Origin of the sequence: Variovorax sp. LjRoot175, from assembly GCF_964253805.1 — a bacterium.
Classification (GTDB): domain Bacteria; phylum Pseudomonadota; class Gammaproteobacteria; order Burkholderiales; family Burkholderiaceae_C; genus Variovorax.
This window is the reverse complement of record NZ_CAXURY020000001.1, coordinates 2,431,009-2,452,799: the sequence shown is the minus strand read 5'-3', so window position 1 is coordinate 2,452,799 and position 21,791 is coordinate 2,431,009. Positions and strand designations below refer to the sequence as shown.

At 67.6% G+C, this 21,791-nt stretch carries 22 protein-coding genes and 1 riboswitch; of the genes, 8 read left to right on the top strand and 14 right to left on the bottom strand.

The window, feature by feature from the left end; translation table 11 throughout:
- Window positions 1–11 precede the first annotated feature (11 nt).
- The 3 genes from ACSQ89_RS12290 to ACSQ89_RS12280 are packed head-to-tail and all read right to left on the bottom strand — an operon-like array spanning window position 12 to window position 3,315.
- Window positions 12–872, bottom strand: a complete 861-nt coding sequence (locus ACSQ89_RS12290; RefSeq protein WP_093109210.1) for an ABC transporter substrate-binding protein — start codon at window positions 870–872, stop codon at window positions 12–14.
- Window positions 869–1,441, bottom strand: a complete 573-nt coding sequence (locus tag ACSQ89_RS12285; RefSeq protein WP_436292529.1) for a bifunctional adenosylcobinamide kinase/adenosylcobinamide-phosphate guanylyltransferase — start codon at window positions 1,439–1,441, stop codon at window positions 869–871. Before ACSQ89_RS12285 ends, ACSQ89_RS12290 begins: the two co-directional genes overlap by 4 nt.
- Window positions 1,438–3,315, bottom strand: a complete 1,878-nt coding sequence (locus ACSQ89_RS12280; protein WP_436292528.1) for a TonB-dependent receptor domain-containing protein — start codon at window positions 3,313–3,315, stop codon at window positions 1,438–1,440. The genes ACSQ89_RS12285 and ACSQ89_RS12280 overlap by 4 nt, the downstream gene beginning before the upstream one ends.
- 80 nt (window positions 3,316–3,395) lie before the next feature.
- Window positions 3,396–3,633, bottom strand: a riboswitch (cobalamin riboswitch).
- A 39-nt stretch (window positions 3,634–3,672) separates the two neighbouring features.
- Between ACSQ89_RS12280 and ACSQ89_RS12275 the strand changes: the two genes are divergently transcribed.
- The 5 genes from ACSQ89_RS12275 to ACSQ89_RS12255 all read left to right on the top strand — a co-directional run bounded on the left by ACSQ89_RS12275 (window position 3,673) and on the right by ACSQ89_RS12255 (window position 7,720).
- Window positions 3,673–3,897 (top strand): DUF904 domain-containing protein, encoded by a 225-nt coding sequence (locus tag ACSQ89_RS12275; protein WP_093109208.1) that lies wholly within the window; start codon window positions 3,673–3,675, stop codon window positions 3,895–3,897.
- On the top strand, window positions 3,897–4,232 hold the full coding sequence (locus ACSQ89_RS12270; RefSeq protein ID WP_093109207.1) for a cell division protein ZapA: 336 nt from the start codon (window positions 3,897–3,899) through the stop codon (window positions 4,230–4,232). The genes ACSQ89_RS12275 and ACSQ89_RS12270 overlap by 1 nt, the downstream gene beginning before the upstream one ends.
- A 276-nt stretch (window positions 4,233–4,508) precedes the next feature.
- Window positions 4,509–5,324 (top strand): sulfite exporter TauE/SafE family protein, encoded by an 816-nt coding sequence (locus ACSQ89_RS12265; RefSeq protein ID WP_093109206.1) that lies wholly within the window; start codon window positions 4,509–4,511, stop codon window positions 5,322–5,324.
- Window positions 5,325–5,447: 123 nt separating this feature from the next.
- On the top strand, window positions 5,448–5,873 hold the full coding sequence (locus tag ACSQ89_RS12260) for a universal stress protein (protein ID WP_093109205.1): 426 nt from the start codon (window positions 5,448–5,450) through the stop codon (window positions 5,871–5,873).
- A 155-nt stretch (window positions 5,874–6,028) separates the two neighbouring features.
- Window positions 6,029–7,720: an esterase/lipase family protein gene (locus ACSQ89_RS12255; RefSeq protein ID WP_093109204.1), complete on the top strand. Its 1,692-nt coding sequence runs from the start codon at window positions 6,029–6,031 to the stop codon at window positions 7,718–7,720.
- 13 nt (window positions 7,721–7,733) lie between these two features.
- Here ACSQ89_RS12255 and ACSQ89_RS12250 read toward each other — a convergent pair whose 3' ends face one another.
- Window positions 7,734–8,699 carry a helix-turn-helix domain-containing protein gene (locus ACSQ89_RS12250; protein ID WP_093109203.1) on the bottom strand — a complete coding sequence of 322 codons (966 nt, stop codon included), beginning with the start codon at window positions 8,697–8,699 and terminating at the stop codon, window positions 7,734–7,736.
- 97 nt (window positions 8,700–8,796) lie between these two features.
- On the opposite strand from ACSQ89_RS12250, the gene ACSQ89_RS12245 reads away from it, so the two are divergent.
- Window positions 8,797–9,180: a VOC family protein gene (locus ACSQ89_RS12245; protein WP_093109202.1), complete on the top strand. Its 384-nt coding sequence runs from the start codon at window positions 8,797–8,799 to the stop codon at window positions 9,178–9,180.
- On the opposite strand, the gene ACSQ89_RS12240 is transcribed toward ACSQ89_RS12245, so the two are convergent.
- From ACSQ89_RS12240 to ACSQ89_RS12210, 7 genes are all read right to left on the bottom strand, one after another.
- Window positions 9,177–10,727 carry a malonate--CoA ligase gene (locus ACSQ89_RS12240; RefSeq protein WP_436292527.1) on the bottom strand — a complete coding sequence of 517 codons (1,551 nt, stop codon included), beginning with the start codon at window positions 10,725–10,727 and terminating at the stop codon, window positions 9,177–9,179. The two genes, ACSQ89_RS12245 and ACSQ89_RS12240, sit on opposite strands and share 4 nt — an antisense overlap.
- 2 nt (window positions 10,728–10,729) lie before the next feature.
- A complete protein-coding gene (locus ACSQ89_RS12235; RefSeq protein WP_436292526.1) occupies window positions 10,730–11,488 on the bottom strand; it encodes an enoyl-CoA hydratase/isomerase family protein in 759 nt (252 codons plus the stop codon).
- Window positions 11,485–12,471 carry a Bug family tripartite tricarboxylate transporter substrate binding protein gene (locus tag ACSQ89_RS12230; RefSeq protein ID WP_436292525.1) on the bottom strand — a complete coding sequence of 329 codons (987 nt, stop codon included), beginning with the start codon at window positions 12,469–12,471 and terminating at the stop codon, window positions 11,485–11,487. The genes ACSQ89_RS12235 and ACSQ89_RS12230 overlap by 4 nt, the downstream gene beginning before the upstream one ends.
- A 36-nt stretch (window positions 12,472–12,507) precedes the next feature.
- Window positions 12,508–13,986 carry a malonyl-CoA decarboxylase gene (locus tag ACSQ89_RS12225; protein ID WP_436292524.1) on the bottom strand — a complete coding sequence of 493 codons (1,479 nt, stop codon included), beginning with the start codon at window positions 13,984–13,986 and terminating at the stop codon, window positions 12,508–12,510.
- Entirely contained in the window at window positions 13,983–14,651 is a 669-nt protein-coding gene (locus ACSQ89_RS12220; RefSeq protein ID WP_093109197.1) for a GntR family transcriptional regulator, read from the bottom strand. The genes ACSQ89_RS12225 and ACSQ89_RS12220 overlap by 4 nt, the downstream gene beginning before the upstream one ends.
- Before the next feature lie 122 nt (window positions 14,652–14,773).
- Window positions 14,774–15,604 (bottom strand): prolipoprotein diacylglyceryl transferase, encoded by an 831-nt coding sequence (gene lgt / locus ACSQ89_RS12215; RefSeq protein ID WP_093109196.1) that lies wholly within the window; start codon window positions 15,602–15,604, stop codon window positions 14,774–14,776.
- A 4-nt stretch (window positions 15,605–15,608) separates the two neighbouring features.
- Window positions 15,609–16,559, bottom strand: a complete 951-nt coding sequence (locus ACSQ89_RS12210) for a LysR family transcriptional regulator (RefSeq protein WP_436292523.1) — start codon at window positions 16,557–16,559, stop codon at window positions 15,609–15,611.
- Between the two features lie 95 nt (window positions 16,560–16,654).
- Here ACSQ89_RS12210 and ilvD point away from each other — a divergent pair, with 95 nt between their 5' ends.
- Window positions 16,655–18,349, top strand: coding sequence for a dihydroxy-acid dehydratase (ilvD, locus tag ACSQ89_RS12205; protein ID WP_436292522.1), 1,695 nt, complete (start codon window positions 16,655–16,657; stop codon window positions 18,347–18,349).
- 70 nt (window positions 18,350–18,419) lie between these two features.
- Here ilvD and ACSQ89_RS12200 read toward each other — a convergent pair whose 3' ends face one another.
- Window positions 18,420–18,683, bottom strand: a complete 264-nt coding sequence (locus ACSQ89_RS12200) for a TIGR04438 family Trp-rich protein (protein WP_093109193.1) — start codon at window positions 18,681–18,683, stop codon at window positions 18,420–18,422.
- A 105-nt stretch (window positions 18,684–18,788) separates the two neighbouring features.
- On the opposite strand from ACSQ89_RS12200, the gene ACSQ89_RS12195 reads away from it, so the two are divergent.
- Window positions 18,789–19,094 carry a c-type cytochrome gene (locus ACSQ89_RS12195; protein ID WP_093109192.1) on the top strand — a complete coding sequence of 102 codons (306 nt, stop codon included), beginning with the start codon at window positions 18,789–18,791 and terminating at the stop codon, window positions 19,092–19,094.
- Window positions 19,095–19,102: 8 nt separating this feature from the next.
- On the opposite strand, the gene ACSQ89_RS12190 is transcribed toward ACSQ89_RS12195, so the two are convergent.
- Window positions 19,103–19,621, bottom strand: a complete 519-nt coding sequence (locus ACSQ89_RS12190; RefSeq protein WP_436292521.1) for a LapA family protein — start codon at window positions 19,619–19,621, stop codon at window positions 19,103–19,105.
- 169 nt (window positions 19,622–19,790) lie between these two features.
- Window positions 19,791–21,788: an acetate--CoA ligase gene (gene acs / locus ACSQ89_RS12185; RefSeq protein WP_436292520.1), complete on the bottom strand. Its 1,998-nt coding sequence runs from the start codon at window positions 21,786–21,788 to the stop codon at window positions 19,791–19,793.
- Between the last annotated feature and the right edge of the window lie 3 nt (window positions 21,789–21,791).

Below are 21,791 nucleotides of genomic sequence, written 5' to 3'. Positions count from 1 at the left end.
ATGCTCGCTCTTCACGCCTTGTCCTGCAGGCACTTCGCCATGAGCTGTGCAGCCTCGCCCATGCGCGGGCCAGGCCGTACCAGCACATCGGATTCGGCAGCCTTGAAGCGGCAGATGCGGCCTTCGCGCACCGCCCGGATGGAAGCCCAGCCCGGCCGCTGCTCGAGTCCCTGCGCGCTGCGCTCGCCGACCATGATCAGGTCGGGATCGGCGCGCACCACGTATTCGGGATTGAGCTTGGGAAAGGGCCCGAGCGAAGCCGGCACGATGTTCTTCACGCCGAGCCGCGCGAGCGTCTCGCCGATGAAAGAGACTTCGCTCGCCGCGTAGGGCGCGCTGTTGATCTCGAAGTACACGCGCCTGTTCTTCGCGCGCGCCGGCAGCGCCTCTGCCGCCGCCGTCACGCTGGCATCGATGGCGCGCCACACGCGTTGCGCATCGCCGATGCCCAGCACCTGGCCGAGCGCGTCGAGCACGCGCTGCACGTCGGCATGGCTCTTCGGTTCGAGCACGATCACTTTGAGACCCAGCGCCTCGAGCCGCTCGGTGACGCGCGAGGACTTGGCCAGGAGCACCACGTCGGGCTTGAGCGCCACGATGGCCTCGACGTTCGGATCGATGCCGCCGCCCAGCTGCGGCAGTGCGCGCACGGCATCGGGCCAGTTGGAGTAGCGGTCGACGCCGATCAGCCGCTCGCAGGCGCCCAGCGTGCAGACCGATTCTGTCAGCGAGGGCAGCAGGCTCACGATGCGCTGCGGCGGCCGCGGCAGGTCGACGCGCACGCCGCGCTCGTCGGTCACGACCACGGCATGGGCCGCGACCGTCAGCGCCGCCGCGGCCAGCGCGAGCGCCCACCTGCAAAGCGGATTCATTCGGGTTCTTTCAAACTGAGCGGCAGGCCTGCGGCCATCAGCGTGACGCGCTCGCAGGCCGCCGCCACCTCCTGGTTGAGGCGTCCCAGCGCATCGACGAAGGCGCGCACCTCGCTGCCCATCGGGATCACGCCGAGACCGATCTCGTTGGCGACCAGCACCACCGGGCCGCGCGCTTCGCGCAGGGCACGCAGCAGCGAAGCCTGCACCATCTCCAGCGAGGCGCTGCTTCCGTGAGACGCGGACGCCGCCGGCATCAGCAAGTTGGTGAGCCACAGCGTGAGGCAATCGACCACCACCAGGACATGCGGCGCGCTCAGCCGGGCCAGCGCGGGACCGAGCGCGATCGGCTCCTCGACGGTGGCGAGGCCCGGCACGCGCAGCGCGCGGTCCTCGCGATGCCGGGCGATGCGTTCGCGCATCTCGTCGTCGTGCGCCATCGCGGTCGCGATCAGCACCGCGTGGTGCGCGGGAGAACGCGCAAGCCACTCGGCCGCGCACCCTTCGGCGCGCCGCGACTTGCCGCTGCGCTGACCGCCGAGGATCAGTTCGCGGTGTGCGATGTTCATTTCGGCTGCCACCGCACCGTCAGGTAGGCAGCGCGCCCGCGCTGGTTGTAGCCGTAGGCTGTTTCATACGTGACGTCGTTGAGGTTCGTGATGCGCCCCTGCACCGACCAGTCCTTCGCCACCTGGTACTCGGCATAGAGATCGACGGTCGTGTAGTTGCCGAGTCTGCGCGTATTGGCCACGTCGTCAAAGCGGCGCCCCACATGCAGCGCCGAGCCGCCGAACTTCCAGGGGCCGACGGCGTAGTCGATGCCCAGTGAAACGGTGTTCTTCGCGCGGCGCGGCAGCAGCTTGCCGGTACCCTCGTTGCGCGGGTCCAGCGAGTCCAGGTTCGCATGCACACCCCAGGGGCCGAACTGGCCGTCGTAGCCCAGCGTCCAGCCCTCGATGCGTGCGCGGAGTATGTTCTCGGGCCGGGTGGTGTTGGTGATGAAGCCGCGGATCTTGTTGTCATAGCGCACCAGCTTCACGCTCTGGCCGTCCTGGCTCCAGGTGATGCCGACGTCGGTGTTCTTGCCCTCTTCCGGCTGCAGCGCCGCGTTGCCGAAGTTGGGGAAGTAGAGCTGGTTGAACGAAGGCGCGACGAAGCTGGTGCCGTGCGACGCGTTGACGCGCCAGTTCGGCGTGATCCGGTAGCCGTAGCCGGCGAACCAGGTGTTGCTGTCGCCGAACTGCGAATTGCGGTCGTGCCGCGCGTCGACCTGCCAGCTGTGGGCGCCCGCGCTGCCGTTGAGGCCGACGAAGGCCGAGTCGATGTCACGCTTAGTCACTGTGTACGCGGTGTCGCTGTTGACCTCCTGCACGCGGCGTTCCAGGCCGGCGACCACGGTGCCGATCGGCGTCGCGATGTCGTTCTGCCACAGGTACTGGTCCTGCGTGGTCTCGAACAGGCCCGGCAGCGTGGCGGCGACGATGGAGCGCGTGTAGTCGCGGCTCTGTGCGTAGCGCAGCTGCGTCGACCAGTTCTGCATCACCTTGCCGCGCGCGCCGATGTACGCGGTCTGGGTGCGCACAACGGCGCGGGTATCGCGATTGGGGCCGTCGTCGAAATGGTTCAGGCCTTCCGAGTACAGCAGGCCGCTGTCGATCTTCCAGTCTGGATTGATCTGGTAGCCCAGCGACGCGTTGAGGGCGCTCTGCATGAAAGGATCGCGGTCCGGGTTGAAGTTGCCGAACTGCACCTTGCGGTTGGTCGCGGAGAAGCTCTTGTCGATCGTGCGCTGCGCGTCGAGCGAGTACGTGAAGGGCCCCGAGGCGCCGGTGAAGCCGCCGGTGATCTGCTTGTAGCCTTCGCTGCCGATGGTGCTCGACGCGCGCGGGCTGAACGAGTCCTCGCCCGGCTTGGCCTTGCGCGTGAAGATCTGCACCACACCGCCCACGCCGTCGCTGCCGTAGAGCGCCGAGGCCGGCCCCTTGACCACTTCGATACGTTCGATCATCTCGACCGGGATGTTGTCCCACGAGGGCGTGCCGGCTGTGGCGGAGCCATAGCGCACGCCGTCGATCAGCAGGATCGTGTGGCGGGCTTCGGTGCCGCGGATGAATACGCTGCTGACCTTGCCCGCACCGCCGTTGGCGGACATCTGAACCCCCGCGACACGCGCCAGCAGTTCGGGCAGCGTGCGGCTGGCCTGGCGTTCGATCTGCGCGCGATCGATGACCACCGTGTCCGACACCAGTTCGTCGGCACGTGTTGGCGTGCGGGTCGCGGTCACCACCGTTTCGGGCAATGCCGGGGCTGCAGCTTGTGCGAAGGCGAGCGCGGGCATGCCCAGCAACGCGGCAACCGAAAGGGAAATGGCGCTGGGGCGTGCCAGCGGACGCGACGAAGCACGCCCGGCGGCGCGTGCGGAAGAAACGCAGGTTGTCATCATGGGAAACACAAGAGATCAATGTCCGTCACCGGCTTCCCCGCCGGTGCTTGGACGTCATGACCGCCTCATGCTTCACGCATGCGGCAGCCGCCTCGTTGGCCGGTATCCGGGCTGGCAGCGCGCCCCCGTCGCCTTCCCAGGCGCCTGTTTCAGGGCGCCCAGTGGCTTCTTGACGAGGGTGGCATCGGAAAGACGCCGTCTGCTTGACCGTTGCGGGGGCAGCGCAGGCTGGCTCGGCCCGAGGGGGCTTCGACTCCTGCTTCCCGTTGAACTGCGCCGCGTGAACCGCGGCGCAAGCACCAACGCGCGGGATTTTAAGTGCGAAAGCGCGCTCGCCGGAAACTACAATCGCCCCCCATGCCTGCACCGAGCCGTATTGAACAGATCGCCGAGCGCGTCGAACGTTTGCTTGTGCGCCACGAAGAAGTGCAGCGCACCAATGCGTTGCTGCAAGACCAGGTGAACGCGCTCACGCGCGAACGCGATGCGCTCAAGTCGCGGCTGGCCGCGGCGCGCACGCGGCTCGATGCGCTGCTCGAACAGCTGCCGGCAGAACCCTCTCAAGACGCTCCCTCTTCCTGATGAAACAAGTCGAAGTCCAGATCATGGGCCAGAGCTACCTGCTCGGCTGCCCCGAAGGCGGCGAGCCGCAGCTGCGCGAAGCCGTCGAGCGCGTCGATGCCGCGATGTGCAAGATCCGCGATGCGGGCAAGGTCAAGGCGCGCGACCGCATCGCAGTGCTGGCCTCGCTGAACCTCGCCTTCGACCTGGCCCAGCGCGAAGCGACGATCGCGGCGCCTGCCGCGCCGGCGGCCGCCCCTGCGGCGGGTCCCGATGCAGCGGCCGACGATGCCCGTGCCGCACAACTGATCCAGCGCCTCGACCAGGCCCTCGCCGGCGACGACCATTTGCTGTGACGGACTACATGCGCTCGTCATTGCGGGCGTAAAATCCACTCCGTCTGCGGTGCGTGTCGGGCTTAATATTTCCTTGTTCCAATGCTCTACGGAGCAGGGCTTGGTATATCGCTTGGCGGGTGTGATCATCTCGCGTCAGATGAACCCGAAGCCTTGCTGCCCTCGCCCACCTGAACCCTGGTTCAGGATGCGAGTCCGGCCTCACTCGCAGACACCTTTTTTGGACGGCCACGGCCCCGTATTCGGGGCCGTGGCTTTTTTCAGAGGCCTCCTTTCATGACGATCGCCCCCCTGCTGGTCGCCGAACTCGCCGTGCTCGGCGTCGGTACCGGTTTTCTCGCCGGCCTGCTCGGCATCGGCGGCGGCATGTTGATGGTGCCTTTCATCACGATCATCCTGGGCCATCGCGGCGTGCCGGCCGACCTGGCGGTGAAGATGGCGATCGCAACCTCCATGTCGACCATCATGTTCACGTCCATCTCGAGCGTGCTCGCGCACCACAGGCGCGGCGCCGTGCGCTGGGACATCGTGAAAAGGCTGTCGCCCGGCATCGTGATCGGCAGCCTGGTCGGCAGTCTCGGCGTGTTCGCTCTGCTCAAGGGCTCGGCGCTCGCCGTCTTCTTTGCGCTCTTCGTCGGCTTCTCGGCAACGCAGATGTTCCTGAACCGCAAGCCCAAGCCGACGCGACAGATGCCCGGCACCGCGGGCCAGCTCGCGGGCGGCGGCGCGATCGGCTTCCTCTCGGGCCTGGTCGGCGCCGGCGGCGGCTTCATCAGCGTCCCCTTCATGACCTGGTGCAACGTCGCAATCCACAACGCGGTCGCCACCAGCGCCGCTTTGGGCTTTCCGATCGCGGTGGCCAACGTGCTCGGCTACGTGGCCAGCGGCCAATCGGTGCAGGACCTGCCGGCCGGCTCGATCGGCTACATCTGGCTGCCTGCGCTGGCCGTGATCGCGGTCTGCAGCTTCCTCACTGCGCCGCTCGGCGCGAAAGCCGCGCACAGCCTGCCGGTGTCGAAGCTCAAGCGCGTGTTCGCAAGCATCCTCTACGTGCTGGCGGCCTACATGCTCTGGAAGGGCTTGCGCGGCTGAGCGCAAGGCCCCCTGCATCCACTCGGCTTCTACTCGGCTTCTCTGTACGTGCGCGGCACCTCGCCGTATAACCTTGTCATGCGGCGCTTTCGCCGCAGGTTGCAAGAGAACGAGAGGCAGTGCATGAAGATCCTGATCGCCGTCGACGGCAGTTCCCATACGCAGAAAGCGCTCGACTACCTGGCCGCCCATCGCGGCATGTTCGTCGACGGCCATGCGCTGATCGTGGTGCACGTGTGCAGCGGCCTGCCCGGCCATGCGGTCCGCCATCTCAGCAAGGATGTGGTGCAGGACTACTACACGGAAGAAAACGCCAAGGTGCTCGAGCCCGTCAAGGCTTTCTTCGCGAAGCACGACATCGGCAACTACCGCGCCGAGCCGCGCCACGGCCACGCCGCCGAAGAGATCCTGAAGGCCGCGACCGCGGGCGGCGCCGAGCTGATCGTGATGGGCACCCACGGCCACGGCATCTTCGGCCGCGCCCTCATGGGCTCGGTGGCGACCAAGGTCGTTTCGGAGACCGACATTTCGGTGCTGCTCGTGCAGTAGGGCCGCGCCGCTGCGCCGGCAACCGGCGCCCGGCGCATATCCATCGCTCTACACCAAACGAGTGATGTCGCGCACGAGGTGACGGGCATATAAACGCTCGGTATCGCGGCGCCGGTGAAGAACTCGTACGGACTGCCCGCGCCAGGAGAAATCGCATGGCCAATCCGCACGCGCCGTACCACCCCATCATCTATGTTCGCGGCTTCGCCGGCACGCAGAGCGAGATCGAGGCCACGGTGGCAGACCCTTTCATGGGTTTCAACATCGGCAGCACGAAGTCTCGCCGTATCTGGGACGGCACCATGCGCCGGTACTTCTTCGAGTCGCCGCTCGTCCGCCTGAAGGACGAGATCATCTGGCGACGCACCGCCACCGGCCGAGAGCGCTCGGACCAGTGGTACGACGATGTCTACGTGAACGGCGAAGACCTGACCGCACCGGATCCCGACGACAAGACCAAGCCGCTGCGCTCCGACATCACGCTGCCCTACCAGTCGATCGCGATCCTGCGCTACTACGATGACGCCTCCAACGAGTTCGGCGACGGGCAGCCGCATCCGATCACCCATTTCGCGCAGAACCTCGGCGAGCTCATCCTGCGCATGCGCACCCTCGTCTGCAGGAAGAACGGCAAGCATCCGATCCTGGGCGACCCGCTCGACAACGGCGTGGAGGAAAAGGACTTCAAGATCTACCTGGTCGCGCATTCGATGGGCGGCCTGGTATGCCGCGCCTTCCTGCAGAACGACACGCTGGGCACTCAGGAGGCCCGGGACGCCGTCGACAAGCTGTTCACCTACGCCACGCCGCACAACGGCATCGACCTCAGGGTGGTGCGCAATGTGCCCGGCTGGGGCGCACTCGGCGATGCCACCAACTTCAACCGGGACACCATGAAGTCCTACTTGAAGCTCGCCCCGACTGCGACGGACGTCTCGGAACTCACGCACTTTCCTGCCGAACGCGTGTTCAATCTGGTCGGCTCGAATCCCGCCGACTATCTGGCGCTCCAGGGACTTTCATCGTGGGCCGTGGGCGACGCGAGCGACGGCCTCGTCCGGATGGACAACGCAACGACCTTCGGCATGGTCGGGCCTGAAGAAGGTCCCCGGCTGCGCGTCGACTCTCCGCGCGCGTTCGTGTTCCGCAGTCATTCGGGCCACTACGGCATCGTCAATTCCGAGGAGGGTTACCAGAACCTCACGCGCTTTCTCTTCGGCTCGGTGCGGACCGACGGAATACTCGACATCGAAGAAGTCGCCCTGCCCGAAGAGGTGGAGGCGAAGAGAAAAAGCGGCCACGCGGTCCGCGCCTCCTACCGCTTCGAGATCGTCGCGACCCTGCGCAGAAGCCAGTGGCAGCTGCACCGCAGGGTGGTGCGCGAGAACTCCGCGATTCAGCGAAAGTTCGACGACCTCTTTCCCGATCAAGGCCCCGGCATCGCGCGCAAGGCAGCCCAGGCGGCGAGCCCCCACCTGTTCTCGATCTTCCTCGATCCGACCCGGGCCAGCCCCGACCTGGGCAATTCGATCGCGTTCGCATTCGACCTCAACGTGCTGGTGCCCGACTACGAAGTCGACGGCGTGCTCTGGCTGAACAAGCACTTCGAGGGCGGCTTTCTCTATCGCGACCAGATCCTCGTGGAGGCCGTTCCGGATCCTGCAGCGGCCGGAGGCTGGCGGCTGCAGTACGGCTTTCAGAGCCAGACACCCAATGTGGCCGCAATTCCGGCGCCTGTCAGCCCGCAGGCCGGCGCGCTGACATTCAAGATTCCCGTCGTCTCGCCGCCCGGAACCACCCCCGGCATCAAGGCTCAGCTGAGGATCGAGATGCGCACCTGGGCATGACGGCGGGGCGCCGTCACTGCCGGCCGCCGCCCAGCCGCCATTCGCGCGGCGCGCAACCGAAGCGTTCGCGGAATGCGCGGCTGAAATGCGCCGCATCGTTGAAGCCGCGGCCATAGGCGATCTCGCTCACGGTGCGGCCGGCCAGGCGGGGTTCCAGCAGGTCGCGGCTGCAGGCCTCGAGGCGACGCTCCCAGATGTACTGCGCAGGCGTGAGCGGCTCGCTCTTGAACACGCGGTGGATCTGGCTCGCCGACAGGCCGAGTTCGGCCGCGAGGCTGCCGACCGAGAGCCCGGCATCGCCAAGTTGTGCGTCGATGCGGCGCTTGATGCGCGCGAGATGGAAGGCGGCCAGGTTGCTGAGGCTCGGCGAGCGGGCCGCGGGCAGCGTCTGCAGGCCGGCCACGAGGATGCTGAGCACGCCGTTCGCAACCGCCAGCGCAGAGGCCGGTTGCAGCGCATCGATGTCCTCGCGCAGCGTGCCGATCATGTTGATCAGCAGGTGGCCCGCGCCCTCGCGGCCGGACACCGCCGTGGCCGTCAGCGCTTCTGTGTCGCGCAGCTCGCTGCGCAGGCGCTCGCCGGGGAGCTTGAGCACGATCTGCTCGAAGGCGTCGTCGAAGAAGAGCTGGTAGGGCCGCGTGCTGTCGTAGAGCGCGAAGTCGCCCACCGCCAGCACGGCATCGCGCCCGTCCTGCCGCACCACGCCATGGCCGCGGGTCTGGATACCGACCAGGAAATAGTCGTCGGAAGAGCGCGCGATGTGGCCCGGCGTGCGCATGACGCTTTGCGCGCCCGAGCGCACCACCGAGACGTCGAGGGCCGGCAGCGTGTGCTGGCGGATGCTGCCTTCGAAGTCGCCCGGCGGGCCGTTGCGCACCGGATCGCAACCGAGCTGCACATAGATGTTGCAGATCATGTCGGTCCAGTACGCGAGCCGCTGATCGCGCGGCACGGCGTCGGTGCTGAGCAGGCGGTTCACGAGTCCTCCGAGGATGCGGGGCGAGAGGCGAAAACTTACGTCGAAAGCAGCTTGCATGCCACAGCGCTAACCCGCGCCCGGCGCTACCATCCACCGCATGGCCATCCAGCTCAATCACACGATCGTCCGGGCCCGCGATCCACGGGCCTCCGCGGTGTTCCTGGCAGAGATCCTCGGCCGCGGTGCGCCCGTTCCCTTCGGCCCCTTCCAGGGCGTCGAGGTCGACAACGGCGTCACCCTCGACTACATGCAGGTCGAGGGCGATATCCCATGGCAGCACCTGGCCTTTCTTGTGAGCGAGGCCGAGTTCGACCAGATCTTCGGCCGTATCCGCGAACGCGGCCTGCCCTACTGGGCCGACCCGGGCCACCGCCATGCCGGCGAGATCAACCACGGCGACGGCGGCCGCGGCGTCTACTGGAACGATCCCGACGGCCACAACCTCGAGATCCTCACGCGGCCCTACGGCAGCGGCAGCTAGACGAACAAGCCCTTGTGCTGCTCGCGCAACAGGGCCTTCTGCACCTTGCCCATCGCATTGCGCGGCAGCTCGGAGACGACGAAGCAGCGCTTGGGGATCTTGAAGTTGGCCAGCTTCTTCTTGAGCGCTCCGATGATCGCGTCGCCGTCGAGCGCCGCACCGGGCTTGGGCGTGACGATGGCGACGCCGACCTCGCCGAAATCCGGATGCGGCACGCCCACGAGCGCGCTCTCGGCCACGCCGGCCATTTCGTTGATGTAGCCCTCGATCTCGGCCGGATAGACGTTGTAGCCGCCGCTGATGATCAGGTCCTTGCTGCGGCCCACGATGCTGACGTAGCCGAGCCCGTCGATCTTGCCGACGTCGCCGGTCTTGAAATAGCCGTCGGCGGTGAACTCTTCCTTGGTCTTCTCGGGCATGCGCCAGTAGCCGGCGAACACGTTGGGGCCGGCCACCTCGATGTGGCCGATCTCGTCCGTCGGGCAGGGCTCGCCCGCATCGTCACGCACGCGCAGCTGGACGCCGGGCAGCGGGAAGCCCACCGTCCCGCCGCGCCGCTGGCCCTGCACCGCGCTGTAGGGGTTGGAGCTGAGCATGACGGTCTCGCTCATGCCGTAGCGCTCCAGAATGGTGTGGCCGGTGCGCTCGCGCCAGGCCTCAAAGGTCTCGATCAGCAGTGGCGCCGAGCCCGCGATGAAAAGACGCATGCCGTTGCAGGCCTCGCGCGTCAGCCCCGGCTCGGCCAGCATGCGCACGTAGAGCGTGGGCACGCCCATGAACACGGTCGCCTCGGGCAGCCGGGCCACCACGCGCTTCGGATCGAACTTGTTGAGCCAGATCATCTTGCTGCCGCTGATCAGCGCGCCGTGGATGGCGACGAAGAGGCCGTGCACGTGGAAGGTCGGCAGTGCATGGATCAGCACATCGCCCTCCCCCTGCGCGCCGCTGTGCCAGCCCCAGTAGTCCTTCAGCACCTCGGCGTTGGAACGCAGGTTGCGGTGCGTGAGCATCGCGCCCTTGCTGCGGCCGGTGGTGCCGCTGGTGTAGAGGATGGCGGCGAGGTCGTCGTCCTTCTTCTGCGCGACGGTGTGGCGGTCGCTGCACTGCGCCGCCACTTCGAGCAGCGTGCCGGTGCGGTCGTCATCGAGCGTGAACACGTGGCGGGTACCGGCCGCGGTCGCGATCGGCGCCACCCACGATGCATTCGCGCTGCTGCAGACCACCACCGCCGGCTCGGCGTTGCCGATGAAGTACTCGATCTCGGCGCCGCGGTAGGCGGTGTTGAGCGGCAGGAACACGTAGCCCGCGCGCAGCGTCGCGAGGTAGAGCAGCATGGCCTCGACCGACTTCTCGACCTGCACCGCGATGCGGGCGCCCTTGTCGAGCTTCAGTGCGTCGAGCAGGTTCGCGATCATCGCGCTCGCGCGCTCCAGGTCGCGCCAGGAATAGAACAGGCCGTCGTCGGTCTCGACCGCGATGGCATCGAGATCGGCGGGGAAGGCCGCACGCAGCGCGGCGTAGAGGTTGGCGTTGGTCGTTTCGGTCATGGTCAGAAGACGGGGTTGCGCTTGGCGAGGAAGGCGGCGATGCCCTCGCGGTGTTCGGGCGAATCGGCGTAATCGTAGGCGCTGGCGAGCAGCCGGTCGACCGTGCCGGCGAAGAAGGTCCGCTTGTTGAGGCGCGCAGCCTCCGGCGCCAGCGCGGCGATGCGCTGCGCATGCGCCTGCGCTCCCGCAGCGACCTGCGCATCCGGCAGCACGCTCAGCACAAAGCCAGCGTCGTAGAGGCGGCGCGCATCGTGCACGCCGGCGGCCAGCAGCATGTCGCGCGCCAGCGTGTCGCCGATGGCGACACGCACCAGGGCCGCCTCGCGCGGCGCCATCGGAAAGCCCAGCTTCGCGATCGGCGCGCCGAATTTCGATGATTCGCCGGCCAGGCGGATGTCGCAGCAGCTCGCGATCTCCAGGCCGGCGCCCATGCAGGCGCCCTCGATCTGCGCGACCAGCGGCAGCTCGCAGGCCAGCATGGCGGCCAGCGCGCCCCAGACCTCGTTCTCGTGGAAGTCGCGCAGGCTGGCTTCATCGAAGCGGAAGGAGGGGTACTCGGAGATGTCGCCGCCGGCGCAGAAGGCAGCGCCCTCCCCGCGCACGACGACGCAGCGCGTGGCGTCATCTTGCGCGAGCTCCTGCTCGAACGCGGCGCGCAGTTCGCGCCACATCGCGCGCGACATGGCATTGAGCCGTCCGGGATGGGCCAGCGTCACGAAGGCGAGCGCGCCCTCGCGCTCGAGCCTGACCGAGGCCGTCATTCCAGCTTGGCGCCAGAAGCTTTCACGACGCCGGCCCAGCGCCTGATCTCGGAGTTGACGAAGCTGCCATAGGGCGCCATCACGAGGTTCGGGATCTCGGCGCCGTTGTTGGCCCAGATGGCCTTCAGCTCGTCGGTGGCGAGCGCCTTCTTCATCTCGTCGACGATCTTCGCCTGCACCTCGGCCGGCGTGCCCTTCGGCGTCCACAGGCCGTACCAGGTGGTCACGGTGTAGTCCGGCAGGCCGACCTCGGCTGCGCTGGGCACGTCGGGAAACGCCGGGTTGCGCTTGGCGCCGGACATCATCAGCGCCTTGATGCGGCCGGCCTTGATGTGCTGCGAGGACGAGCCCAGGCCGTCGAACATGCAGTCGACATTGCCGGCGATCAGGTCCTGCAGCGCCGGACCCGCGCCGCGGTAGGGAATGTGGGTGATGAAGGTGCCGGTCTGCAGCTTGAAGAGCTCGCCCGCCAGGTGGTGCGAGGTGCCGGCGCCGGCCGAAGCGTAGTTGAGCTTGCCGGGATTCCTCTTGGCCTCGGCGACGAAGTCCTTGAGCGTGGTCGCGCTCACCCGCTTCGGGTTGATCACCACCACCTGCGGCACGCTGGCCAGCAGCATCAGCGGCACGAAATCCTTCTCGATGTCGTAGTCGAGCTTGGGATAGACCGAGGGCGCGATCGCATGGTGCACCGCCCCCATGAAGAGCGTGTAGCCGTCCGGCTGCGCCCTGGCCGCGATACTCGCGCCCAGGGTGCCGCCGGCGCCGCCGCGGTTGTCGATCACCAGCGTCTGGCCGGCGACCTTGGCGAACTGCGCCGACAAGGGCCGCGCGAAGGCGTCGGTGCCGCCGCCGGCCGGGAAGGGCACCACCATCGTCACCGGCTTGGCGGGCCAGCTGGCCTGGGCGCGTGCGCCGCCGCCCAGAACGGCGGCCGCGGCCGCGGCCAGGCGCAATATGTCGCGCCGCTGGAAGCTTGGGGTCATTGCCTTGTCTCCTTTTGTGATGAACCGTCGGGGGCCTCAGCCCTTGAGAAAAAGATCGTCGACATCGCCCGACACCGCCACCTTGCCCTGTGCGAGCAGGGCGCGGTGCTTGTCGAGCCGTTTCAGATCGTAGAGGTAGTTGACCATGAGTCCGTAGGATTGCTTCAGCCCCTTGGGCGAGGGATCGCCGGCCCAGTTGAGCCGCTCCACCCGCGCGCCGTTGCCCAGGTGGAAGCGCGCCACAGGATCGACCGGCTTGCCCTCGGCGGTGGCCCGCCCGAGGTACTCGGCGGCGGCATTCATCAGCAGCTGGCGCACCGGCGATTTGGCATCGAGCGCACTCGCCTCCTCGGCCGCCGCCAGCACGCGCTCGGCGGTGGGCGGCAGGGACCCGATCACGCGGCCCAGCTCGGTCGCGCGCTTCTCGTCGAGCCGCTCCAGCAGGGAGCCCGCGTTCTTCGCCAGCCAGCCGCGAAAGCCCGGGACCGGCGACAGCGTCGCGAAGATCTTCAGGCGCGGCATCTCTTTTTGCAATTCCTCGACCACGCGCTTGATCAGCGAATCGCCAAAGCTCACGCCGCGCAGGCCGTTCTGGGTGTTGCTGATTGAATAGAAGATCGCAGTCGTCGCGCGGTCGTGCTTGACCGGCGCGGCGGCTTCGTCGAGCAGCGGCACGATGCCTTCGCTGATGTGGTCGACCAGCGCGACCTCGACGAAGATCAGCGGCGTGTTGGGCAGGCGCGGGTGGAAGAAGCCGTAGCAGCGGCGATCGCTGTCGAGCCGGTTCTTGACGTCGGCCCAGCTCTTGATGTCGTGCACCGCCTCGTACTGGATCAGCTTCTCGATCAGCGAGGCCGGCGAATCCCAGCTGATGCGGCGCAGGTCCAGAAAGGCGACGTCGAACCAGGTGGAGAACAGGTGCTCGAGCTCGGCATCGAGCGGCAGGAGGCGCCGGTCGCCCTTCAGGTGCGGCAGCAACTCGGCACGCAGATCGACCAGGAAGCGCATGCCGTCGGGGTCGATGGCGAAGCGCTGCAGCAGCCGCGCGCGCGGCGAGACCAGCGCGCGGCGCAGGTGCACCTCGGCCTGGGCCTCGTCGGGCGTACCCATCGCGGCCCCGTGCCGGTCGCGCGCGCTGCTGACCTTCTGCAGATCGGGCGCGAAGCGTTCGCTCATGAGCAGCCAGACGTCGCGCCGCTCGTCGAGCTCGCGCCCGGCGTACCACTTCACGACCGCATGGGCGCGGCGTCCTGCTTCCACCTCGCTCACTCTCGAGTCGACCACCGCCTGCAACTCGGTGAGCGCGCGCCGCAAGGCACGCGGCGCCAGCGCCTCGCCATGGCGGCGCAGCGTGGCCTCCAGCCGTTCGGCCAGCGGGCGCGGGCCGACGGTGGCGGCCGCCTTGGGCGCCGGCTTCGGCTTCGCTTCGGACGCTGCGGGCTTCTTGACTTCGGCGGCATCGCTGCCGGGACGCAGGCGCGAGACGCTGCGGGTGATCCAGCCGCTGGCATTCATGAGATCAGCTTCGCTTTCTGTTGGAGCGCGATGGCCCGCAGGGCTTCGCGCTGGCGGTTCAGGTGGGTGCGCATCGCGGCCTCGGCGCCGTCGCTGTCGCGCGCCTTCAGCGCGGCGAACACCGCGAGATGTTCGGACAGGCTCTGTTCGAGTCGCCCCGGCGCATGCAGTTGCTGCAGGCGCGCGAGCTTGAGGATCTTGCGCAGATCGCCGATCACCTGCGCCAGCCAGCGATTGTCGGCCAGCATGATGATTGCCTCGTGGATCGCGAAATTGGTCGCGTAGTACTCGTTGATGCGCTTGGCGCGTGCGTGCTTCGCGAGCTTGTCGTGCATGGTTTCGAGTGCCAGCAGCTCGGCATCGCTGGCGTTGCGCGCCGCCTGCCAGGCGCAGCGCCCTTCGAGCAGCGCGATGACGGGAAAGATGTCGTCCAGGTCGCGCTGCGTGACCTCGGCCACGAAGCAGCCGCGCCGCGGCTCGTGCCGCAGCAGGCCCTCGGCCGTCAGCACCTTGAGCGCCTCGCGCAGCGGCGTGCGCGAGATCGCAAGCCGCTCGCACACTGCCGCCTCGTCGACGAAGCCGCCCGGCGCCAGCGTGCCGGCGAAGATCTCCTCGCGCAGCGTGGCGGCGACTTCGTGGTGCAGCGAGTTGTGGACCAGGCGCATGGCGGATGAAAGATCGGGAGCTTCGTCGGTGATTTTCGGTAATTACGCGTAATTATGAGAACTCGGGCGCAAGAAGGCAAAGCATCTCTGCCTCCGGAGATACCCTGGCGCCCGCGGCGCGCTCAGCCGCGTGCCACTGCTGCGGCTGAGCGCGCCGCGGGTGCACTGGCATAGAGCCAGATGCCGAACACGATCATCGGCACGCAAAGCCACTGCCCCATGCTCATGTTGAGCGCCAGGAGGCCCAGGAAGTCGTCGGGCTCGCGGAAGTATTCGGCGATGAAGCGCATCAGCCCGTAGCCGATCAGGAACACCGCCGACACGCGCCGCTCGCGCCGTTCCTTGCGTGCATAGAGCCAGAGGATCGCGAACAGCAGCAGGCCTTCGAGCAGGAACTGGTAGACCTGCGAGGGGTGGCGCGGCAGCATCGATCCGCTCTGCGGAAACACCATGCCCCATGGGAGGTCGGGGCTGCTGAAGCGCCCCCACAGCTCGCCGTTGATGAAATTGCCCACCCGCCCGGCCGCCAGCCCGGTAGGCACGCAGGGCGCCACGAAATCCATCACCTGCCAGTACGGCCGCGCACGCGAACGTGCGAACCACAGCATCGAGGCGATCACGCCGAGCAGCCCGCCGTGGAAGCTCATGCCGCCCTGCCAGACGAAGAAGATCTCCAGCGGGTGCGTGAGGTAGTAGCCGGGCTTGTAGAACAGGCAATAGCCGAGCCGGCCGCCGACGATCACGCCCATGACGCCGAGGAAGAGGATGTCCTCCAGGTCCTTGCGGGTCCAGGCGCCCGGTCCGGTGATGGAACGGAAGGGCTCGTGCCGCAGCCGGCGCGTACCGAGGAAGTAGAACAGCGCGAAGGCGGCCAGATAGGTCAGGCCATACCAATGGATGGCGATCGGCCCGAGCTGCAGGGCGACGGGATTGATCTGCGGGTACGTGAGCATCGGCCTATTGTGCCCACGGATGTGACAGTCCCTGCTCCTGGACGAATCGCACGAAGCGGGCGAGCGCCGGGTTGTCGGTGTGGCCGGGCCAGACCAGGCTGGTCTCGCAGCCGGGCAAGACGGCGGTCTTTCGCCGTCCAGTGGGCGCGAACTCGGTCGCAGCGCGGTAGACCACGCCGACGCGCCGGAACTGCGTCACGCTCTCCGGCACCCAGGCCACGCCGAGTCCGCCCCACACCAGGTTCACGATGGTCTGCATCTGGATCGCTTCCTGCGCAACCCGCGGCGCCAGGCCGGCCGCGTGGTAGAGCCCGAAGATCGCGTCGTGCAGCGAGGGCACGATGCGGCGCGGAAAGATCACCAGCGGCTCGGCCAGCACCTCGGCCAGCGGCAGCTTCGGCATCCGGGCCAGGGGATGCTTCGCCGGCAGCGCCAGCACCAGCGGCTCCTCGGACACCGCGAGCCGCTCCAGGCCTGGCGGCGCGAAACCGGGCGAATGCAGCATCAGGCCGGCATCGATCTCGCCGCGGGCGAAGGCTTCGAGCTGCACGTCGCCGGTGGCCTCGACCAGTTCCAGCGCGACCTCGGGGCAGCTCACGCGGAATTCGCGCACCCAGGCCGGCAGCCGCTCGAACCCGATGGTCGAGACGAAGGCGAGCCGCACGCGCCCCACTTCACCGGCCGCCGCCGCCTTCGCCCGCACCGGCAGCGCCTGCGCGCGCGCCAGCAGCTCGCGCACCTCGGGCAAGAGCGCCTCGCCGGCGGGCGTGAGCGCGACCCGGCGCCGGGTGCGGTCGAACAGCCGCACGCCCAGCGTTTTTTCGAGCTGCGCGATGGCCTGCGTGACGGGCGGCTGCGTCATGTGCAGGCGCGCGGCGGCGCGGCCGAAATGCAGCTCCTCGGCCACCGCGAGGAACTGGCGCCAGGCGCGTAGGTCGATCCAGGCTTCTTTCATATGCCGAGCATATCAATCGGGCTTGAAATTCGGATTGGAACCAATCAGTCAATCGTCCGATACTTGCCTTCCCCCGATTCAAGACCAGAGACACCATGGCCACCCAGACGATCAAGATCAACGCCCGCAGCGCCAACATCACCGAAGGCAAGTCGCGCGCGCCCAACCGCTCGATGTTCTACGCGATGGGCTACGAGGAAGGCGATTTCAAGAAGCCGATGGTCGGCGTGGCCAACGGCCACAGCACCATCACGCCGTGCAACTCGGGCCTGCAGAAGCTGGCCGACGCCGCGATTGCCGGCATCGAGGAAGCCGGCGGCAACGCGCAGGTCTTCGGCACGCCGACCATTTCCGACGGCATGGCCATGGGCACCGAAGGCATGAAGTACTCGCTGGTGAGCCGCGAGGTCATCTCCGACTGCATCGAGACCTGCGTCGGCGGCCAGTGGATGGACGGCGTGCTGGTGGTCGGCGGTTGCGACAAGAACATGCCCGGCGGCCTGATGGGCATGCTGCGCGCCAACGTGCCGGCGATCTATGTCTACGGCGGCACCATCCTGCCGGGCCGCTACAAGGGCCAGGACCTCAACATCGTGAGCGTGTTCGAGGCGGTCGGCCAGAACGCCGCCGGCAACATGAGCGACGAGGACCTGAAGGAAATCGAGAAGCGCGCGATCCCCGGCACCGGCTCCTGCGGCGGCATGTACACGGCCAACACCATGAGTTCGGCCTTCGAGGCGCTCGGCATCTCGCTGCCCTACTCCTCGACCATGGCCAACCCGCACGACGAGAAGGCCAACTCGGCCAAGGAATCGGCCAAGGTGCTGATCGAGGCCATCAAGAAGGACATCAAGCCGCGCGACATCGTGACCAAGAAGGCGATCGAGAACGCGGTGGCCGTGATCATGGCCACCGGCGGCTCCACCAACGCGGTGCTGCACTTCCTCGCCATCGCGCACGCGGCGGGCGTGGAATGGTCGATCGACGACTTCGAGCGCATCCGCAAGAAGGTGCCGGTGCTGTGCGACCTCAAGCCCAGCGGCAAGTACCTCGCGGTCGACCTGCACCAGGCCGGCGGCATCCCGCAGGTGATGAAGATCCTGCTGAACGCGGGTTTGCTGCACGGCGACTGCATCACGATCACCGGCCAGACCATCGCCGAGGTGCTGAAGGACGTGCCCGACCAGCCGCGTGCCGACCAAGACGTGATCCGCCCGATCACGAATCCGATGTACGCCGAGGGCCACCTGGCCATCCTCAAGGGCAACCTCTCGCCCGAGGGCGCGGTGGCCAAGATCACCGGCCTCAAGAACCCGGTCATCACCGGCCCGGCGCGCGTGTTCGACGACGAGCAGTCGGCGCTCCAGGCCATCCTCGACGGCAAAATCAAGGCCGGCGACGTGATGGTGCTGCGCTACCTCGGCCCCAAGGGCGGCCCCGGCATGCCGGAGATGCTGGCGCCCACCGGCGCGCTGATCGGCGCCGGCCTCGGCGAAAGCGTGGGCCTCATCACGGACGGCCGCTTCTCGGGCGGCACCTGGGGCATGGTGGTCGGCCACGTGGCGCCCGAGGCCGCGGCCGGCGGCACCATCGCCTTCGTCAACGAGGGCGACTCGATCACCATCGACGCGCACCAGCTCAAGCTCGAACTCAACGTGTCCGACGCCGAACTCGCGAAGCGCCGGGAAGGATGGAAGGCCCCTGCCCCGCGCTACACGCGCGGCGTGCAGGCCAAGTTCGCGTTCAATGCATCGAGCGCGAGCTCGGGTGCGGTGCTCGACAAGTACTGATCACCCCGCCAACACCCACGCGCTGGCGCCGAACACGACAAAGCCCAGGCCGACGACGCTGTGCCGGGCTCTAGCGTCCGCCGCGGCGGCGGCGGTTGGAACGGCTGGTCAGAAGGCCCAGATTGCTGCGCTGCCGGTCGATGCGGTCCTGCCGGCGCGCGTTTTCGCGTTCGACCACCTTGCGCTTGGTGTAGCCTGACCAGTCGGCCCAGGCCCACCAGGCCGCGGCCAGCGCGAAGGGGATGAGCACGATCCACCAGTCCCACTGGGCCACGAAGCCGACTTCGAAGTATTTGAGGGCCACGCCAAGAAGGCCCAGCAACAGAAACCACATAGAGAATCCCTCCGGTTTTCCAGGCCCGCATCGCGGCGGACCGTGCACCGCGCTACCTACAATCGCGTTGGATCGACTTTAACGCACCCACGCGACAAGGACTTCATGAAAAGAGCGCTTCTGCTGGCCGCCCTGGGCCTGGCTTCCGCCGCACCCGCCCTTGCCGACCTGGCCCTGGCCACCTCGAAGAACTGCATGAGCTGCCACGCGGTCGAGCGCAAGATCCTCGGCCCTTCGTTCAAGGAAGTCGCGGCCAAGTACAAGGACAACAAGGGCGCGGCCGACATGCTCGCCGGCAAGATCATCAAGGGCGGATCGGGCGTCTGGGGACAGGTGCCGATGCCGGCCAACAACCAGGTCAGCGAAGCGGACGCGAAAAAGCTGGCGGCCTGGATCCTGTTGACGAAGTAGCGTGGGCCTCAGACCGGCGGTGGCATGCCCACGGGCGGCGAAGACGCCACCGTCGCCGGCCGGCGGTCGACGCGATCTTCGAGCTGGCCGATGTGGGCTGCCAGCGTGTTGTCGGTCCGGTCGGAGCGCAGCTTGATCATCGTCTCCACCTGCTCCACGCGCGCCAGCAGCGCCGCATGCCGCTCGGCGTTGCGCGCCATGTGGACGTTCTCCTGGGTCTCGAGGAAACTGCGCAGCTCGGTGAAACGAGAAGCCTCGGCCCGGTCGGCCAGGCTGCGCTGGGCCTGCATTTCCTTCGTGTGGCGCCGCGTTTCGAGCAGCACCGTGGTCTGCAGGTAGACGATGTAGGCCACGAAGAAGATGCTCAGAAGCACCGTGAGGCCCAGCATGATCAACCCGAAGGGCGCCGTGATCTGCATGAAGCCGACCGACATGGCGGTGGGCGTGACGAGCAGGCCCCAGTTCAAGGCCGCGAGCGCCGCGATCAGCAGCACGACCACCAGCAGCACGCCTGTTCTCAATCCCATGGATGTCTCCTCAACAATCGATGGGCTGTTGTAACGCATCCGGCGCCAATGCCCTGTCGGACAGGGGCGCGGCTGCGAATTCCCAGGCCGGCGCCGGGCCGCCCCAAGGCGGCCTGCGGGGCCCCCTCGGGGGGCAGCGAGTACACGCAGTGACGGAGCGTGGGGGCCGTTAGTAAGCCTGGCCGAGCTGTTCGAGGATGGCGGGGTTCTCGAGCGTCGAGGTGTCCTGCGTGATCGCTTCGCCCTTGGCGATGCTGCGCAAGAGGCGCCGCATGATCTTGCCGCTGCGCGTCTTCGGCAGGTTCTCGCCGAAGCGGATGTCCTTCGGCTTGGCGATCGGGCCGATCTCCTTGGCCACCCAGTTGCGCAGCTCGGCGGCGATCTGCTTCGCCTCGTCGCCGCTCGGGCGGCCGCGCTTCAGCACGACGAAGGCGCAGACCGCCTCGCCGGTCACGTCGTCGGGCCGGCCGACCACGGCGGCTTCGGCCACGAGGTCGGTCTTGGCGACCAGCGCGGATTCGATTTCCATCGTGCCGAGCCGGTGGCCCGACACGTTGAGCACGTCGTCGATGCGTCCCGTGATGCGGAAGTAGCCGCGGTCGGCGCTGCGCACCGCGCCGTCGCCGGCCAGGTAGATGGTCCCGCCCATTTCCTCGGGGAAATAGCTCTTCTTGAAGCGCTCGGGGTCGTTCCAGATGGTGCGGATCATCGAGGGCCAGGGCCGCTTGATGACCAGCATGCCGCCGGCGCCGTGCGGGATGTCCTTGCCGGTCTCGTCGACGATCGCGGCCATGATGCCCGGCAGCGGCAAGGTGCAGGAGCCCGGCACAAGCGGCGTGGCGCCCGGCAGCGGCGTGATGACGTGGCCGCCGGTCTCGGTCTGCCAGAAGGTGTCGACGATCGGACATTTCTCGCCGCCGACGTTCCGGTAGTACCACATCCAGGCTTCGGGATTGATCGGCTCGCCCACGGTGCCGAGGATGCGCAGCGACGACAGGTCCCAGTTCTTGGGATGCACCTTCTCGTCGCTGTCGGCCGCTTTGATCAGCGAGCGGATCGCGGTCGGGGCGGTGTAGAAGATCGTGACCCTGTGCTCCTCGATCATCTGCCAGAAGCGGCCCGCATGCGGGAAAGTCGGGACGCCCTCGAACACCACCTGCGTTGCGCCCGCGGCGAGCGGGCCGTAGGCCACGTAGGTGTGGCCGGTGATCCAGCCGATGTCGGCGGTGCACCAGAACACGTCTTCGGGGCGCACGTCGAAGGTCCAGTCCATCGTGAGCTTGGCCCACAGCAGGTAGCCGCCGGTCGAATGCTGCACGCCCTTGGGCTTGCCGGTCGAGCCCGAGGTGTAGAGGATGAAAAGCGGATGCTCGGCGCCGACCGGCACCGGCGCGCATTCGGTGCTCTGGCCCTGGAGCGCCTCGTCGAAGGTCTTGTCGCGGCCGGCCACCATGTTGCAGGCGGTCGCGGTGCGCTGATAAACCAGCACGGTCTTGATCGATTCGCAGCCGCCGAGCGCGATGCCGTCGTCGACGATGGCCTTGAGCGGCAGTTCCTTGCCGCCGCGCAGCTGGTAGTTGGCCGTGATGACCGCCACGGCGCCGGCATCGATGATGCGTTCCTGCAGCGCCTTCGCGGAGAAACCGCCGAACACCACGCTGTGGGTGGCGCCGATGCGGGCGCAGGCCTGCATCGCAATCACGCCCTCGATGGCCATCGGCATGTAGACGATGACGCGGTCGCCCTTCTGGATGCCTTGCGCCTTCAGCGCATTGGCGAACTGCGAAACGCGAGCCAGCAGCTCCTTGTAGGTGATCTTGGTGACAGCGCCGTCGTCGGCCTCGAAAACGATCGCGGTCTTGTTCTCGACCGCGGTGCCGATGTGCTTGTCGAGGCAGTTGGCCGAGGCGTTGAGCTCGCCGTCGTCGAACCATTTGTAGAAAGGCACGTTCGATTCGTCGAGCGTGCGGGTGAAGGGCTTGGTCCACACCACGTTGCTTCGCGCCTGGCGGGCCCAGAAGCCCTCGAAGTCGTCGGCGGCTTCCTTGCATAGCGCGTCGTACGCGGCCATGCTCGCGATGCGCGCGCCCTGCGTGGCACGGGCATCCGGCGGAAACACGCGGTTCTCGACCAGGGTGGACTCGATCGTCGTCGGTGCACTGCTCATTCT

What these genes read in the sequence shown, in the direction of transcription:
- ACSQ89_RS12190 (WP_436292521.1), bottom strand. Translation starts at nt 19,621, where the DNA reads ATGGGATTGAGAACAGGCGTGCTGCTGGTGGTCGTGCTGCTGATCGCG.
- ACSQ89_RS12275 (WP_093109208.1), top strand. Translation starts at nt 3,673, where the DNA reads ATGCCTGCACCGAGCCGTATTGAACAGATCGCCGAGCGCGTCGAACGT.
- ACSQ89_RS12200 (WP_093109193.1), bottom strand. Translation starts at nt 18,683, where the DNA reads ATGTGGTTTCTGTTGCTGGGCCTTCTTGGCGTGGCCCTCAAATACTTC.
- ACSQ89_RS12285 (WP_436292529.1), bottom strand. Translation starts at nt 1,441, where the DNA reads ATGAACATCGCACACCGCGAACTGATCCTCGGCGGTCAGCGCAGCGGC.
- lgt (WP_093109196.1), bottom strand. Translation starts at nt 15,604, where the DNA reads ATGCTCACGTACCCGCAGATCAATCCCGTCGCCCTGCAGCTCGGGCCG.
- ACSQ89_RS12265 (WP_093109206.1), top strand. Translation starts at nt 4,509, where the DNA reads ATGACGATCGCCCCCCTGCTGGTCGCCGAACTCGCCGTGCTCGGCGTC.
- ACSQ89_RS12240 (WP_436292527.1), bottom strand. Translation starts at nt 10,727, where the DNA reads ATGACCGAAACGACCAACGCCAACCTCTACGCCGCGCTGCGTGCGGCC.
- ACSQ89_RS12210 (WP_436292523.1), bottom strand. Translation starts at nt 16,559, where the DNA reads ATGAAAGAAGCCTGGATCGACCTACGCGCCTGGCGCCAGTTCCTCGCG.
- ACSQ89_RS12230 (WP_436292525.1), bottom strand. Translation starts at nt 12,471, where the DNA reads ATGACCCCAAGCTTCCAGCGGCGCGACATATTGCGCCTGGCCGCGGCC.
- ACSQ89_RS12245 (WP_093109202.1), top strand. Translation starts at nt 8,797, where the DNA reads ATGGCCATCCAGCTCAATCACACGATCGTCCGGGCCCGCGATCCACGG.
- ACSQ89_RS12255 (WP_093109204.1), top strand. Translation starts at nt 6,029, where the DNA reads ATGGCCAATCCGCACGCGCCGTACCACCCCATCATCTATGTTCGCGGC.
- ACSQ89_RS12270 (WP_093109207.1), top strand. Translation starts at nt 3,897, where the DNA reads ATGAAACAAGTCGAAGTCCAGATCATGGGCCAGAGCTACCTGCTCGGC.
- acs (WP_436292520.1), bottom strand. Translation starts at nt 21,788, where the DNA reads ATGAGCAGTGCACCGACGACGATCGAGTCCACCCTGGTCGAGAACCGC.
- ACSQ89_RS12225 (WP_436292524.1), bottom strand. Translation starts at nt 13,986, where the DNA reads ATGAATGCCAGCGGCTGGATCACCCGCAGCGTCTCGCGCCTGCGTCCC.
- ACSQ89_RS12290 (WP_093109210.1), bottom strand. Translation starts at nt 872, where the DNA reads ATGAATCCGCTTTGCAGGTGGGCGCTCGCGCTGGCCGCGGCGGCGCTG.
- ACSQ89_RS12280 (WP_436292528.1), bottom strand. Translation starts at nt 3,315, where the DNA reads ATGATGACAACCTGCGTTTCTTCCGCACGCGCCGCCGGGCGTGCTTCG.
- ACSQ89_RS12235 (WP_436292526.1), bottom strand. Translation starts at nt 11,488, where the DNA reads ATGACGGCCTCGGTCAGGCTCGAGCGCGAGGGCGCGCTCGCCTTCGTG.
- ACSQ89_RS12220 (WP_093109197.1), bottom strand. Translation starts at nt 14,651, where the DNA reads ATGCGCCTGGTCCACAACTCGCTGCACCACGAAGTCGCCGCCACGCTG.
- ACSQ89_RS12260 (WP_093109205.1), top strand. Translation starts at nt 5,448, where the DNA reads ATGAAGATCCTGATCGCCGTCGACGGCAGTTCCCATACGCAGAAAGCG.
- ilvD (WP_436292522.1), top strand. Translation starts at nt 16,655, where the DNA reads ATGGCCACCCAGACGATCAAGATCAACGCCCGCAGCGCCAACATCACC.
- ACSQ89_RS12195 (WP_093109192.1), top strand. Translation starts at nt 18,789, where the DNA reads ATGAAAAGAGCGCTTCTGCTGGCCGCCCTGGGCCTGGCTTCCGCCGCA.